15 protein-coding genes and 1 tRNA gene are annotated in these 14,533 nt (G+C 64.4%); 7 read left to right on the plus strand and 9 right to left on the minus strand.

All coding sequences use genetic code 11. The features are described 5' to 3' along the window. Nucleotides 1–151 precede the first annotated feature (151 nt). The 5 genes from rsgA to CKO42_RS19105 form a co-directional block, all read right to left on the minus strand. Nucleotides 152–1,240, minus strand: coding sequence for a ribosome small subunit-dependent GTPase A (gene rsgA, locus CKO42_RS19085; protein WP_200247516.1), 1,089 nt, complete (start codon nt 1,238–1,240; stop codon nt 152–154). Between the two features lie 11 nt (nt 1,241–1,251). After that, the gene (locus tag CKO42_RS19090; protein ID WP_200247519.1) at nt 1,252–1,791 is read right to left on the minus strand and encodes a GNAT family N-acetyltransferase; all 540 of its coding nucleotides are present in this window, start codon (nt 1,789–1,791) and stop codon (nt 1,252–1,254) included. Nucleotides 1,792–1,856: 65 nt separating this feature from the next. After that, nucleotides 1,857–2,159, minus strand: a complete 303-nt coding sequence (locus CKO42_RS19095; protein WP_207148777.1) for a hypothetical protein — start codon at nt 2,157–2,159, stop codon at nt 1,857–1,859. After that, nucleotides 2,108–2,353 (minus strand): MerR family transcriptional regulator, encoded by a 246-nt coding sequence (locus CKO42_RS19100; protein WP_200247523.1) that lies wholly within the window; start codon nt 2,351–2,353, stop codon nt 2,108–2,110. The genes CKO42_RS19095 and CKO42_RS19100 overlap by 52 nt, the downstream gene beginning before the upstream one ends. A gap of 98 nt (nt 2,354–2,451) precedes the next feature. Continuing rightward, nucleotides 2,452–4,278 carry an amidase family protein gene (locus CKO42_RS19105; protein WP_242479534.1) on the minus strand — a complete coding sequence of 609 codons (1,827 nt, stop codon included), beginning with the start codon at nt 4,276–4,278 and terminating at the stop codon, nt 2,452–2,454. Between the two features lie 237 nt (nt 4,279–4,515). Here CKO42_RS19105 and CKO42_RS19110 point away from each other — a divergent pair, with 237 nt between their 5' ends. Then, on the plus strand, nt 4,516–5,703 hold the full coding sequence (locus CKO42_RS19110; RefSeq protein WP_200247525.1) for a 4Fe-4S binding protein: 1,188 nt from the start codon (nt 4,516–4,518) through the stop codon (nt 5,701–5,703). Nucleotides 5,704–5,779: 76 nt separating this feature from the next. Here the strand turns inward: CKO42_RS19110 and CKO42_RS19115 are convergent, their stop codons facing one another. Next, nucleotides 5,780–6,175 carry a Rieske (2Fe-2S) protein gene (locus CKO42_RS19115; RefSeq protein ID WP_200247527.1) on the minus strand — a complete coding sequence of 132 codons (396 nt, stop codon included), beginning with the start codon at nt 6,173–6,175 and terminating at the stop codon, nt 5,780–5,782. Between the two features lie 291 nt (nt 6,176–6,466). Beyond that, nucleotides 6,467–6,557 (minus strand) — tRNA-Ser (locus CKO42_RS19120). 158 nt (nt 6,558–6,715) lie between these two features. Between CKO42_RS19120 and CKO42_RS19125 the strand changes: the two genes are divergently transcribed. Further along, on the plus strand, nt 6,716–7,672 hold the full coding sequence (locus CKO42_RS19125) for a class I SAM-dependent methyltransferase (RefSeq protein WP_242479535.1): 957 nt from the start codon (nt 6,716–6,718) through the stop codon (nt 7,670–7,672). A gap of 102 nt (nt 7,673–7,774) precedes the next feature. On the opposite strand, the gene CKO42_RS19130 is transcribed toward CKO42_RS19125, so the two are convergent. After that, nucleotides 7,775–8,953, minus strand: a complete 1,179-nt coding sequence (locus CKO42_RS19130) for a DesA family fatty acid desaturase (RefSeq protein WP_200247529.1) — start codon at nt 8,951–8,953, stop codon at nt 7,775–7,777. Between the two features lie 258 nt (nt 8,954–9,211). Between CKO42_RS19130 and CKO42_RS19135 the strand changes: the two genes are divergently transcribed. The 5 genes from CKO42_RS19135 (at nt 9,212) to mutM (ending at nt 14,247) form a co-directional block, all read left to right on the plus strand. Beyond that, nucleotides 9,212–10,126 (plus strand): ABC transporter ATP-binding protein, encoded by a 915-nt coding sequence (locus tag CKO42_RS19135; protein ID WP_420844334.1) that lies wholly within the window; start codon nt 9,212–9,214, stop codon nt 10,124–10,126. Continuing rightward, complete coding sequence (locus CKO42_RS19140; protein WP_200247533.1) at nt 10,123–10,860, plus strand: ABC transporter permease; 738 nt, start codon at nt 10,123–10,125, stop codon at nt 10,858–10,860. Before CKO42_RS19135 ends, CKO42_RS19140 begins: the two co-directional genes overlap by 4 nt. 162 nt (nt 10,861–11,022) lie before the next feature. Then, complete coding sequence (locus tag CKO42_RS19145; RefSeq protein ID WP_200247535.1) at nt 11,023–12,486, plus strand: GldG family protein; 1,464 nt, start codon at nt 11,023–11,025, stop codon at nt 12,484–12,486. Nucleotides 12,487–12,508: 22 nt separating this feature from the next. Next, nucleotides 12,509–13,423 carry a DUF4340 domain-containing protein gene (locus CKO42_RS19150; RefSeq protein ID WP_200247537.1) on the plus strand — a complete coding sequence of 305 codons (915 nt, stop codon included), beginning with the start codon at nt 12,509–12,511 and terminating at the stop codon, nt 13,421–13,423. Between the two features lie 8 nt (nt 13,424–13,431). Further along, nucleotides 13,432–14,247 (plus strand): bifunctional DNA-formamidopyrimidine glycosylase/DNA-(apurinic or apyrimidinic site) lyase, encoded by an 816-nt coding sequence (mutM, locus tag CKO42_RS19155; RefSeq protein ID WP_200247539.1) that lies wholly within the window; start codon nt 13,432–13,434, stop codon nt 14,245–14,247. Nucleotides 14,248–14,251: 4 nt separating this feature from the next. Here mutM and CKO42_RS19160 read toward each other — a convergent pair whose 3' ends face one another. Further along, complete coding sequence (locus tag CKO42_RS19160) at nt 14,252–14,491, minus strand: hypothetical protein (protein ID WP_200247542.1); 240 nt, start codon at nt 14,489–14,491, stop codon at nt 14,252–14,254. Nucleotides 14,492–14,533: the final 42 nt, after the last annotated feature.

Below are 14,533 nucleotides of genomic sequence, written 5' to 3' on the forward strand. Positions count from 1 at the left end.
GTCAAATTCAGCGACGACGAGTCTTCTCCGGTCTCGAGCTTTGTCCGATCGCGGATGACTGGCCCGGCGTTTGCCTTGAGGTGGGGGCGCCGAGCGGCAGTCGGTCATCCTGCCGATGGTGATCGCCTGCGGAGGCGTATCGCATCCCTGCTCAGCACTCCCGGCGCGACTTGCCCTCCTTTATCACTCGTTTGACCATCTTGCCGAAGGCACGATCTTTGGTCCGACGCTCGGCAAGACTCGCTGAGTTGAAGCGGTCCTCCGCCAGCAGCTTGCGCCAGCGCTGCAGCCGCGCGGGCTCGAGCTGGCCCTGCTCGATCGCCGCGCGGATCGCGCAGCCGGGCTCGCGCTCGTGTTGGCAGTTCCCGAAGCGGCAGTGCGTTGACAGGGTCTCAATGTCCTCGAAGGTCTCGGCGATGCCGGAGGCGGCGTCTGCCAACTGCAATTCGCGCATGCCCGGGGTGTCCAGCACGAGGCAGCCGCCGGGGATCAGGTGCAGCTCGCGACGGGTCGTGGTATGGCGCCCCTTGGCGTCGTCTTCGCGGATGGCCTGGGTTGCGATCGCCTCGTTGCCGGCCAGGGCGTTGGTGAGGGTGGATTTGCCGACACCTGATGAGCCGAGGAAGGCGACGGTTTGGCCTGGCTGGCACCAGGGCGACAGCTTGGCCTGTGGGTCGTCTCCACGGGCGTCGAGCGCGACGACCGGGACCCGGTCGGAGACGCTGCGGGCGGCGTCGATCCAGATCGGCCGATCGGTCACCAGGTCGGCCTTGGTCAGCACCATGACCGGCGTGATTCCGGCCTCGAAGGCCAGCGCGACATAGCGCTCCAGCCGGGCCAGGTTGAAGTCCTGATTGCAGGAGGTGACGATGAAGACCGTGTCGATGTTCGCGGCGATCAGTTGTACCTGCCGGTCGGTGCCAGGCGCGCGACGCTTGATCAGGGTTTTTCGGGACAGGATGCGGCTTGATCGAGGCTGTGTGCGATCGAGCAGCAGCCAGTCGCCGACGGTCACATCGGCGCACGGTGGGAGGGTCTCGTCGAGGCCGACGCCCAGGATCTGCAGGCCACTGCGATGCACGGCGACCACACGGGCTGGGGGCGTCTCGGAGAGCACGTCCACGCTGATCTGCTCGGCGAAGAAGGGTTGCCAGCCGAGTGCGGCGAGCGACGCCGGATCCTGGCTGGCTGAGTCGGCGTGCTTGCTCTCGTGAACATGGCCGAAGTCGTCGGAGTTCATGCGGATCATCCCTACCAATACACCGGATCGTTGAGTGCCTCGACACAGCGCGAGGGTCCTTTGAGCGGGCTCATCGCTCGGTCTGTCAACGACTGCGCCAGCCAGCCTTCGGGACGCTGCAGCTTGAAGGGGGCTGGTGCATCCGCCTCACTGATCGGCTTGAAGCCGACCTTGGCATAGTAGCCGGGATCGCCGTAGGTCATCACGATGTCGACGCCGGCGCTGCGCAGCGCGGCTAAGCCATGGTTCAGCAGGCGTTGCCCGATGCCCTTCCCTTGCTGATCAGTCGCTACGGCGACCGGGGCGAGCACGAAGACGGTCCGCTGATCCTGCTCGTAGGTCAGTCTTGAGGAAAGGATGCCGCCGATGATCGCGCCGTCTTCCTCGGCGATGAAAACGAAGCGATCCTGCTGCGCCGTGCTGGCGAGCAGGTTGCGCACGAGATCGCCGATCAGCGCGCCTTCTTCCGCGCCCTCGGAGGCGGTGAAGGTGGCGCGGAACAGCTCGATGATCGCTTCATCTCGGCCTTGAGTGTCTGTCGAAAACGGCATGCTGTCTTCTCGGTTGAATCGATAAGCGGACCTGGTCGTGTTTGCTTGACCGGCGCAGGGGGCGGTCAGCGACGCGCTAACACGAACATCTCGTAGCCGAACTGGCCGTTGCCCTCGTGATAGGCGCGCAGCTCCCGGCGCAGGTCGTCCAGCACCCGTGTTCCCTCGATCTGCCCTTCCAGCTTAAGCAGCCTCGCCTCGAGGGGCTGATGTAAGCAAGCCAGGGCCTGCCTGGTCGTCTGTTCCGACCCAGGCCCCCAGTAGTCGAGCACGGAAAAGATCTCGAGAAAGATTGCCATGTAGTGGTCGTGGTCGTTCATGTCTTTCGATAACAGGGTGATGCGTGCGGCGTCTTGCCGTCGAGGCAAGCCTGACATTCCTTCAGACTCAGTCCGCCTGCCTGCGGTCGCTTCAGCAAGCGCAAACGCTGCCGGTCGGCATCGGAATAGCGCCTGTAGCCGTTCTGCTGGCGTTGCGCTTTCACGAGACCGAGCTTCTCGTAGTAAAGCAGTGTTGAGCGCGACAGCCCCAGGCTTTGCGCCAGTTCCGAAATGTTGAACACCTGCGCCCTACTCTCTTTCATCCGGTGATGACGATGACGACGAACGAGAGCTTAGAGTGTGAAGCGATAGACAGGTCAAGAGGCGCTGAGGAGACCGATCACCGAAGCAGCGGTTCCGCCACCTCAGCCGCCTGCGTCGACAAGGCCTCAGGCTCAAGGCGACCAAATCCGGGCGGCGGACGACGGTGCTGGGTCGCTTGCTCGTAGGCGTAGGCATACTGGAACAGCTTGTGCTCATCGAACGGCCGCGCCAGCAGTTGCAGGCCCAGCGGCAAGCCGCTGTCGGTGAAACCCATCGGCACCGTGATGGCCGGTTGCCCGGTATGGGGCGCAAGGACTGGGCTGTTGTTGCCGTGCGGGCTCTCGCTGTCACCGATGCCCCGTGGCGGATGGCTCCAACTGGGGTAGATGAGTGCATCGATCTGCTGTTCATCCATCGCAGCGAGGACGGCCTCGAGCAAGGCCTTGCGTCGCGGGTCGCCCTGGACGTCGACACAAGGTGGTTGCTGTGCATGCGGGTCCGTATCGACAGCCATGGCCCACTGCATCGCCCCGGTACTCTGGGGCAAGAATTGGTTGCTCGCCACCACCTCGTCCAGGGAGCGGATGGGGGCCTCTGGTCCCAAGGTTTGCAGATAGCGGTTCAGATCGTAGCGGAAACGGCTGCAGAAACCCGTGGCCTCGGTCAGGCGCTCGAGATCGGGAATTCGGAACGGATCGAGGATGACAGCGCCGGCTTGGCGCAGATCCTCGATGGCCTGCTCGAAGCGCACCACAACCTCGGGGTCGGCGGTGTCCGCATCCATGCCCATGTCGGTCTCTGTGACGACCAGAGCGCGCAGCACGCCCAGTCGAACACCCTGCAGCCCATTGCGCTTCAAGTAACGCCGATAATCCGGCTTGACCCGACCGATGGCGGCCTGGGTGAGCGGGTCCGCCGGATCATAGCCAGCCAGCACCGAGTAGACGATCGCGGTGTCGGTCACCGTCCGCATCAGGGGTCCGCCGACATCGCGGTTCGCCAGCAGCGGCACGATGCCGTCACGGCTGGTGGCACCGAGGGTGGGGCGAAGACCGACCAGGGCCAGATGCGAGGCCGGTCCGCGGATCGAGTTGCCGGTGTCGGTGCCCATGCCGATGAGGCCGAGGTTGGCGGCGATGGCGGAGGCGGTGCCGCCGCTGGAGCCCGCCGGCACCCGATCGAGGGCGTAGGCGTTGCGGGTCTCGCCATGGGTGGAGCTGATGGTCTGGTAGGGACTGAAGGCCCACTCGCCCATGTTGGACTTGGCCAGGATGATGGCGTCCTCTGCGCGCAGGCGTTGCACCAGGAAGGCGTCATCGGGCGGTACTGAGCCCTTCAGGGCCAAGGAGCCGGCCTCGGTGGGCATGTCGGCGGTGTCGACGTTGTCCTTGAGGATGACCGGGATGCAGTGCAGGCGGCGCATGCGGCCGGTCTCGGCAGACTGGCGGTCGAGCTGCCGCGCTCGCGCCAAGGCGTTGGGGTTGACGGCGATGATGGCATTGAGTCGGTCGGGCGGGGTCGGCGACCTGCTTGCGCTCGGGCTCGGGGCTGCGTCAGCCTTCGTGGGTGGGTCGTAGGTCTCGATGCGCCGGAGGTAGCGCCGGGTGAGTTGTTCACAGCTGATCCGCCCGCTGCGCAGGGCCTGGTGCGCCTGGCCGATGCTGAGCTCGATGACATCGATGTCGGGTGTCGTCCCGGTCGCTGCGCGATTCACCGGCTCGCAGGCGGTGCAGAGGCCCATCAGCAAGATGATGATGATCAGGCGCCAGGACATGCGATGCTTATGCGCCTGCAGGGCCTGGCGCTGCGAGGGGCGCTTGATCTGGATGATCCCTAAGCGCTGGTAGAGCGCCTCGAGCCGGGGATGACTGGGAGATTCGATGATCGAGAACAGGGTCGTCATGTCGTCATGGAAGTCGAACGCGTACTCTGGACCAACCGCTGGATGGGATGCAGCCTATCAGGCCTGGCCGGCGCGGTCCTGTTCAGCACCAGGGGTTGCCGATGCGCCGCTGCCATGCCTGCGGGCGAACCGCCACGGATGTCGTCTAGGCTTCCGGGCGAGCAGGCATCCCGATCAACGCCGCTCTGGGACTGACATCACGCCGCATCTGACAGCGTTTGCGCAAGAGACCTCACTATGGGACACCTGCTGAACGACAAATCGGCCTTGGTGCCGCTGATCGACCGCCTTAACCGCTACCCGGTGGGCCTGGTCGACAGTCCGCGCCTGCGCCAGATCCTCGCGCTGCTGTTCGACCCGCGTGAGGCCGAGGTGGCGGCACGCTTTCCGCTGACCGAGGCCACCCGGGCTGAGCTGGTCGAGCGCACCGGCCTGCCGGCGGCCGAGCTGGATGGGATTCTGGAGTCGATGGCCAACAAGGGGCTGGTGATGGACCTGCCAGTGGGCCATGAGACCTACTATCTGTTAGTGCCGGGGCTGATCGGTTTCATGGAGTTCAGCTTCATGCGCGATCGCGGCGATCTGCCCCAGGCGGAGTTGGCACGACTGATGTCGGCGTATCTGCGCGAACAGGGTAAAGACGGACAGGCCGGTGAGTTCTTCGGCAGCCGCTGGCCGTTGACGCGGGCGCTGGTCTATGAGGACCAGATTCCGGTCCAGTCACGCATCACTGGCTGGGAAGATGCCCGTCAGATCATCCAGGATGCCGAGTTCCACGCAGTGACGCTGTGCTTCTGCCGGCACAAAAAGGCGCACGAGGGCAAGACCTGCCAACAAGGCGCACCGGTGGAGGAGATCTGCATGGTGCTTGGCGAGGGCGCGCGCTTTCTGGTGCGCCGAGGCATGGCCGAGCCGCGCAGTGCTGATGAGATGCTGGCGATCCTCGACCGGGCGCGTGCGCTTGGACTGACGCACATCACCGATAACATTCGTGAGCAGCCGTCGTTTCTCTGCAACTGCTGTCGTTGTTGCTGCGAGCTGTTGGCCGGCGTGCAGATGGGCTTTCATGAGGGCATCGCCAAGACGCCCTTTCTCGCCGAGGTCGATCCCGAGCGCTGCGACTACTGCGGCGCCTGCCTGCGTGCCTGCAATGCCAAGTGCATCGGCCTGGCCGACGATGCCCGTGCCCTGCCCAAGGCGCAGCGCTGGGCGCAGGTGGACGCTGAGGTCTGTCTCGGCTGCGGTGCTTGCCTACAGGTGTGCGAGCAGGGTGCGTTGACCCTGGTGCCGCGCGCGAAGCGCCCGCGCCCGCCGCGCGATCGCAATGCGCTATTCACGCGCATCCTCTGGGACAAGGGTCGGCTGATGCCGTTCATCGCCGAAGGGCTGCGTCGGGGTGTTGAGCGCCTGCGCCGACGGCGTTGATCGGCTTGGCTTCAAAGCGGTCAGGCTTGAGTCGCTCGCCCGCGCCCAAGGTCTGATGCATCACGCGTTGCCCTGTTTACATCAGCGCTGTCACGCGTTTATCGATGAGGTAGACCTGGCCGTCGCTCTCCTCGCAGCGCAGGGGCTCGAGTCGCTCGCCGGAGCAGAGCACGCTCAAGGATTCGCCCGAGGTTGGATCGAAGGTAATACCATGCATGGAGCAGCGCAGGTGCCCTTGCTGTTCATCGAAGACGGCGTCGTGCATGCAGTCCAGGCGCCGCACCATGTGCACGCATTGATTCAGGTAGGCGAAGACCTGGCCCGCGTAGCGCAGCACGATCGCGGTCTGCGGGTGCTTCTTGAACAGCAAGGGGATGATGCGGTGCTGATGATCCGCCAGTTCAGTGCTGTCACAGACCAGCAGCTTGCGTCGCTCGCGCGCTGTCGTGTTGAGGGTCGATGCCGTGTTCATTGCTCAGTCACCTGGCTCACTCGGCCCTGCTTTGCCTGTGCGGCGTCATAATGCCGGCGCCAAGCCCTGCCGTTCTGTGTTGCTCTGTTCTGTTCGACAGCCTGCTGCGTAGCGACCTCCTGCTGCGGCTCCATTTCCAGATCCAGCGCGTCGGCGAGCACTTGCGCCAGATTCGGTGAGACGCCAGACCAGAGTTAAGGATGACGCTGCTTCTAAGAGTGGTCTTTGAGGTGATCTAGGCGGGGTTTACTGTTTTTAACTCTTTAAAATTCAATGAGTTAAAACAAAAAATGGCGGAGAGGGAGGGATTCGAACCCTCGATAGGCTGTTAACCTATACACACTTTCCAGGCGTGCTCCTTAAGCCACTCGGACACCTCTCCGGAACGCGGGTTGATGCTGACGCCCGTTTGTATCCATCGTTGCGATGATGGGACGTCGGCGACTTGTCGCCTGTGCATCAAGCCGGCAAGCTTAAGCGAACAGCTGTTCGCTTGCAAACTCAATCAGCCCAGCAAACCCAACCCCGCCCGGACAAACGATGAATCCTGAGCAAGAGATGACCAGCGAAGGCGCAGCCACCAGTTCGCTTGCTGACGGCACGCCGGATTCGATGCGACTTGCAGAGCCCGCATCTCCAGTGCCTGATCAAGAGGCAGGCGCTGACAGCAGCCTCGCGGATCAGGCCGATCGCCATGCGCTCTATGAGCGCGCGGTGCAGTGCCCGGAGGCCGAGGTGGATTTCGTCGCGGAGCTCTTCATCGAACGGCGCGGACGTCCTGCCCGATCACTGGCCGAGGACTTCTGTGGCACGGCTGCGGTTTGCGGCGAGTGGAGCGAGAGGCATCCGGATAACCGCGCCATCGGCACCGACAATGATCCGGCTGTGCTTGCCTATGCGCGGGTGCAGCGGCTCGCGGCGCTGTCAGCCGAGCAGCGCTCGCGTCTGCGGCTGATCGAAGCCGATGTGATGGATGTTGGTCCCGAGCGGTCGGCACGGGTGCGCTGCGAGCCCGTCGACCTGATTCTGGCGATGAACTTCAGCTGGTGGCTGATCACCGAGCGCGCGAACCTGCTGCGCTACTTTAGGCGTGTTCGCGAGCGGCTTGTCGCCGATGGCCTGTTCGTGCTCGATGCCTATGGCGGGTACGACGCCTTTCGGGTGATCACCGAGGAGCGCGCGATTGAGGATGGCGTTGAGCCGTCCTTTACCTATATCTGGGACCAGGCCGACTATGACCCGATCAGCGGCCTGATGGAATGCGCGATCCACTTCGAGTTTCCCGATGGCTCGCGGTTGGACAACGCCTTCCGCTACCGCTGGCGACTCTGGACGCTGCCCGAGCTGCGCGAGATCCTGACCGAGGCCGGCTTCCATAATCTGCAGATCTACTGGCAAGGCTGGGACGAGAACGGCGATCCCGACGGACACTTCAAGCCCGTGACCAGGGCGGAGCCCGATGCGGGATGGATCTGCTATCTAAGCGCAGAACCATAGTCAGAAGGCCGGTCAACTGAGCGTTGTCACACGATTGCTGAGGGCGTCACATGCATCCCTACGGGCGCCTGACGAGACGCCCAGCGGAAACCCCCACGTCGATCAAGCTGGCGCACCGACCAGCGCAAGCCCTCGCAGGTTGCGTGAGAAGCCTTCCAGCGCCTGGATCCCGGTCGCCTCGGCACGCTGACACCAATCCTGGAGCGACTTCAACAGCGCCTCCTGAGACGGCGCGTTGCGCTCCCAGATCTGTCGCAGCTGCTCGCGGAACTGATAGACCACCTCGAGCTGTTGGCTGCGGGCCAGGATCTGCTCCAGACTCTTCCGGCTGGTCTCGTCCAGCCGTTCGCGAACCAGTAGCTTGTTCGCACGCCGGGCAATCCGTCGGCAATCTGGCTCACTGCGGCAAAGTTCGGCGCGGGTCACCGGCTGCAAGACCTCTTTGCTGTACCGGCGGATCACGTGCATGCGCGTTACCAACAGCGCCTTCAGCGTCTCCATGTCGACCACCTGTTTACCCTCCACCACGGTTGACTTGGGCGGTAGCTTCTTGACCTTTGCCAGCCCCAGCAACGACAGCATGCGGATGTAGAACCAGCCGATATCGAATTCCCACCAGCGCATCGACAGGCGCGCCGACGACGGGAAGGCATGATGGTTGTTGTGCAGCTCTTCACCGCCAATTAGGATGCCCCAAGGCGAAACATTGGTCGATGCGTCCGGCGTCTCGAAGTTGCGGTAGCCCCAGAAGTGGCCGACACCGTTGATCACGCCCGCCGCCATGATCGGAATCCAGAGCATTTGCACCGCCCAGACGGTAATGCCGTAGACACCGAATAGGGTGAGATCGATAATCAGCATCAGCCCACAGCCCTGCCAGGTCAGGCGGCTGTAGAGGTTGCGCTCGATCCAGTCATCCGGAGTGCCGCTGCCAAAACGCTTGACGATGGAGGCATCCTTGGCGCTGGCGCTGTAGAGTTCGGCGCCCTGCCAAAAGACCTTGCGCAGCCCGAACACCTGCGGGCTGTGTGGATCTTCAGCGGTCTCGCAGCGAGCGTGATGCTTGCGGTGCACCGCCACCCACTCGCGCGTCACCATGCCGGTGGTGAGCCAAAGCCAGAAGCGGAAGAAGTGCTCCGGGATCGGATGTAGGCTCAGCGCGCGATGCGCCTGAGCACGATGCAAAAAGATCGTCACCGCAGCGATGGTGATGTGGGTGAATCCCAGGGCGATCAATACCACCTGCCAAGCCGGCAGATTAAGCAATCCGTATACTGTCATGAAGGTTCTCTATGTCTTGAGCCGTGATGAGCGCACCACCTCGGTGCGACTCTGCATGCTCTGCCCCGATATGGCAACTCTTAGATGCGCGCGTTCCCGCGTCGGAGACAAAACCTTGCTCTTAACGTGAAACAAGCGCCTTATCGTCCGGGGTGGCGACGCGCTGTGGACGTGATTAAGGCTCTGCTGAGCACCTGAGGCACAGCATTTCGCTATCGCGCAAACGCGCCACCCTCTATCGTAGCTTCCCACATGAGCATGCTCCTCACCGTCGATCAGATCACACGCCGCTTCGGGCGCAAGCCGGTGCTGCATGGCCTGCGCTTTTACCTGCGTCGCGGCGAGGTGCTAGGGCTACTCGGCCCCAATGGCGCCGGCAAGACCACGGCGCTGCGCATCCTGTCTGGGACGCTTGCGCCCAGCAGCGGCCGGGTGCTGCTGAGCGGAATCGACATGCAGCGCTCGCCACGCCAAGCCAAGGCACGGCTAGGCTATCTGCCGGAGCGCGCGCCCCTCTATCCGGACATGCGCGTCGATGAGTATCTCGCCTTCGCCGGGCGGCTGCGCCGCATGCCGACGGGCGAGCTGACCGAGGCCATGGCCCGGGTCAAGGCGCAATGCGGGCTGACGCATGTCGGGCAGCGGCTCCTGGGGCGGTTATCGAAAGGTTATCAACAGCGCGCCGGCATTGCTCAGGCACTCATCCATCAGCCCGACCTGGTGATCCTCGACGAGCCCGCCGACGGCCTGGACCCGGTGCAGATTCGCGAGCTGCGCGGTCTGATCCGATCCATCGCCGAAAACGCCGGCGTCATCCTCTCCAGCCATGCGCTCCACGAGGTGCAGGCGAGCTGTTCGCGCGTGATCATTCTGCACCAGGGGCGCCAGTTGCATGAGGCCGACCTCAGGCTGCAGGCAGCAGCGGCGCGCGACGTCCAGGTGCGGCTCAGACCACCACCGGTGCTCAGCTCGGTACTCGCGCTGCCACCCGTGGAGACCGCTGAGCCTTGCGGCAAGGATGCACTGCGCATCCGCTTGCGCAAGGAGGCTAGCGCCGATGCCCTGGCTCGGTCACTGATGGAGCATGGCTACGGTCTGCTCGAGCTGCGTCCTTGTCGCACCGACCTTGAGCAGGTCTTCTTTAGTTGCATCGGCATGGAGTCGGCAGCGTGATCCTGGTCATCGCCCGTCGCGAGCTCGCCGCCGTCTTCCAGACACCGCTGGCCTGGATGCTGCTGGCGGCAACTCAGCTGCTGCTGGCTTGGGTCTTTCTCGAGGTCATCGATCAGTATCAAGGCATCGCCGCACCCGAGCTCGAGATCGGCTTCAACGCCGCGCTCGCCGAGCGCCTCTATGGCGCGACACTGATGCTCCTATTGCTGATCGCACCGCTGCTAGCAGCGCGCAGCCTAGGCCAGGATCGGCAGCTCGGCACCGACCAGTTGCTCGGATCAGCACCCGTGCGTATCAGCGCGATCCTACTCGGTAAGCTCATTGCCCTGCTGGCGCCTCTCTGGCTGCTTGCGCTGTTGCCGCTGCTGCTGGTCGCCTGGCTGGTCGGCGCTTCGCCGGTCGATCTCGGTCTGTTCCTGGCTGCGACGCTCGGCCTCTGCCTCAGCGCTTTGCTGTTTGCCAGTGTTGGCCTCTTGACCGCCAGCCTGGTGCGACAACCGACGCTCGCTGCGATACTCGCCTATGTACTCCTGATCATGCTGTCGCTGATCCACGACGCCGATCAGCTCGCCGCGCTGCAGCTGTCGCTGTTGGACTGGCTCTCTTGGAGCCAGCATCTGGTTTGGCTCTTCAATGGCGTGGCTCGGCTCAGTGATCTCAGCTATTTTGTGCTGATGTCCGCCCTCTTCCTGGCCCTGGCGCAGCGGCAGCTCGCGAATCGTCAGCTCGGCTGAGCAGCGCCGGTATCCAGCCCTAACGCGCTTGGCGCGGCGCCACCCCGGCAGATGAATCGCGCAAGATTCACGTTAAGATCGCGACCCAGGACCGCGACCTAGGATCGAGATCCGACCTTGCACGCTGAGACTGAGAATAGAACCGGACAAACAAGACTCAGCATGCCCGAACCCACCGTGACCACCCCAATAGACTCAGCCCCCAGCGGCTCAGCGCTAGCCGTCCTGTTCCGACGGCTTAATCGCCCCGCTGCCGACCTTAGCTTCCTGCTCTTGCTGATCGCGGTCGTGGTGCTATCGGGCTGGCTGATTGCGCGCCATGATCAGAGCTGGGACCTCAGCTTCAGCGGCCGTCATAGCCTCTCGGACGAGAGCCGTGGCGTGCTTGCCGCGCTCGAAGACCCGCTCAACATCCGCATCTTTGCCGCCCCGGATGGCAAGCTTGGGCGCACCATCGAGCAGGCCATTGCACCCTATCGGCGCGCGAGCCGCTGGGTGCGGACCGACTTCATCGATCCGCAGCTCTTCCCCGAGCTGGCCCGCGCCGCCGATGTGCGTCTGCAGGGTCAACTGGTGCTCGAGTATCAGGATCGGCGGGTGGTCCTCGACCGGCTCAACGAGCGCATCCTCACCAACGCCATCGCCCGCCTGCAGCTGCAAGATCCGCCCTGGATCGCCGTGCTCGAGGGGCATGGCGAGCGCGCGCTCAATGGCGCCGGCCCCGGCGATCTGCGGCGCTTTGCCCAGCTGCTGATGCAGCGCGGCTTGCGTCTGCAGCCACTGGACCTCGCCCTTCTGCCACAGGTGCCGGACAACATCGATCTGCTGATCATCAGCACCCCCTCCATCGCGCTCTTCCCCGGCGAAGCACTGGCGTTGATCAGCTACCTGGAACGCGGCGGCAACCTGCTCTGGTTGCTGGACCCACCCGGTGATGATGGCCTGCTCGGACTCGAGCCACTGCAAACGCAGCTGGACCTCCAGCTCTTGCCGGGCCAAATCGTCGACGCAACGGCCGGCGACCTGCGCTTAGAGGCGCCAACCTTCGCTGTGGTCGAAGACTGGCCAAGCCATCCGCTCACCGCCGACTTGAGCGGCCCCGCGTTGTTTCCCGGCGCAGTGGCGCTCAAGCTCGACGAGCCTTCTATCTGGCTGCAGGCAGCGGCCTTGGAGACCGGCGCCCTGAGCTGGAACGAAACCGGCCCGGTCCGCGGCGAGGTCGCGCGCGACCCCGATGCGGGAGAGCAGCGCGGGCCGCTCAGCGTCGGTCTGCTCCTCACCCGCCCGGTGACCAGCGCCCCGCAGTATGATCCAGCCCGCGACCCGATCGATCACCAGCGTCTGGATGCACCCCGTCGTCAGCGGATCGCGGTCCTTGGCGATGGCGATTTTCTCGCCAATGCGCATCTCGATCAGGGCGCCAACAAGGCGCTCGCGCTGCAGTTGGTACGCTGGCTCGCCCATCGCGAAGACCTGATCGCGGTCCCGCCCCCAGCCAACGACCGGGTTGCGCTCGTCCTGACGCCACTGCGGATGCTGCTGCTGAGTGCCAGCGCCCTCTTCTTCATGCCCGGCCTTCTCGGCCTCGCCGGGCTCGGCATCTACTGGTCACGGACCCGGACCTGATGAGGCCACGGAGCCGTACTTGATGATGCTCGAACGCTGGCTCACGAATCTCGGCCTCGCGTTGATCGCGGCCTGGCTCGGCGTGCTCGCCATGCAAGACGTGCAGCAGCAGGTCAGCAGCGGGCGGCTTACCGACCTCAAGCCCGAGCAGGTGCAAAGCATCGCGCTGCAGCGCAGCGCTGGACCTTTGATCCGGCTCGAGCGGCGCGAGCACGGCTGGTCGATGCGCGCGCCGATCGAGGCACCGGCTGACGAAGAGGCGGTGGACCGGCTACTGAACATCGCCCACGCACGCGTCAGCCGCGTGCTGCCGGCCGATGCAACCGCCGCTGGCCGGCTCGGGCTCGACCCACCGCGGGTTCGGCTGACGCTAGACGGCCTGACGCTGAACCTCGGCGAGAGCGACCCGGTCGGCAACCGCCGTTATGTGATGATTGGCGACCTGGTCCAGCTCATCGACGATGACCAGCTGCCCTGGCTGCTGGCACCGCCCGAGCAGTTTCTCAGCCGACGCCTGTTGCCGGCCGACTTCAGCCCAGGGCTTGGCAACATCGACGGCCGCCCGCTCTCGGCGGATACGCTCGCCGCGCTGGTCAATGTGGTCGCGGAGCGCGTCGAGCCCATCGACGGCGAGTTGGGCGGGCGCATCCTGGTCATCCGATCCGCCGACGACGATCAGCCGTTGCGTTTCCTGGTGGCCGAGGGTGGCACGCGCTGGACTCGGCTCGACCAGCGCCTCAGCTACTGGCTCGCCCAGCCACCACTGGCCGAGCGAGACGAGGATGCTTTCGGTGAGCCTGGTCAGCTGCCACTGCCGGGGCTGGCAGCGGACGCCTCGCCTGAAGACGCGCCAATCACATCAAACGCCACTCCAGTCCCTGTGCCAGACCAACTCGATATACCAGACCAACAAAATGTGCCCAACCAACCCGAGTAAGCGCGGACATGCCTGAGCTGCCTGAGGTCGAGACCAGCCTGCGGGGGATCGCGCCCCATCTGGTCGGGCGCCGGATCGCGCGGCTTGAGGTGCGCGATCATCGCCTGCGCTGGCCGATCCCGGCGGACACCGCCGAACGCCTCGCTGGTCAGACCATCGCGGCGCTGCGTCGGCGCGGCAAGTACCTCCTGTTCGACCTGGAGCAAGGTGTGTTGCTCCTGCATCTGGGCATGTCTGGCAGCCTACGGGTATTGCCCGCGACGACGATGCCGGGACCGCACGACCATGTGGATCTCTGTCTCGAGGATGAGCAGTGTCTGCGCTTTCGCGATCCACGTCGCTTCGGGATGCTGCAATGGACGCCCAGCCCCGCCGAGGCGCATCCGCTGCTGCGCGATCTCGGGCCGGAGCCGCTGGGGCCTGCCTTCAGCGGCGACTATCTGCACCAGCGCTCGCGCGGTCGGCGCGCGCCGATCAAGACCTTCATCATGGATAGCCACGTCGTGGTTGGCGTTGGCAACATCTACGCCAACGAATCGCTGCATCTGGCCCGCATCCATCCGAACCGAGCGGCCGGACGCATCAGCCGCGAGCGTCTTGATCGCCTCGCCGGCGCCATTCGCAGCGTGCTCGCCGATGCCATCGCACAGGGCGGCACCAGCCTCCGCGATTTCGTTCAGGAGGACGGCAAGCCCGGCTACTTCGCCCAATCCTTGCGCGTCTACGGGCGCACTGAACAGCCCTGCCCGAGCTGCGGCGGCCCGATCCGACAATGTCGCATCGGACAGCGCTCGAGCTTCTATTGCGCGGTCTGCCAGCATTAGCGCATTAATGCCCGCTCCGCTGCGCGTCGATTTCGGCTGCAATGTCCTCGTCGAGGAGCGTCGCCGACTGGGGCAGACTCTGCACATGGCGCATCAGCGCACGCCAGCTTTCGGTTCGCACTTCAGGCTGGCGCGTTTGATCGACTACCAGTACTTCCAGCAAGGCGCCTTCGGGAAAAGGCATGCCTTCCAGCACGAGGCAGTTTGAAGCATCCATACGGACGTAGGTCTTGTATGCATTCATTGTGGCTTTTCTGTATCAGTTCGGCGCAGATCAAGATGCGCG

The organism is Lamprobacter modestohalophilus, from assembly GCF_016583905.1.
GTDB classification, from domain to species: domain Bacteria; phylum Pseudomonadota; class Gammaproteobacteria; order Chromatiales; family Chromatiaceae; genus Lamprobacter; species Lamprobacter modestohalophilus.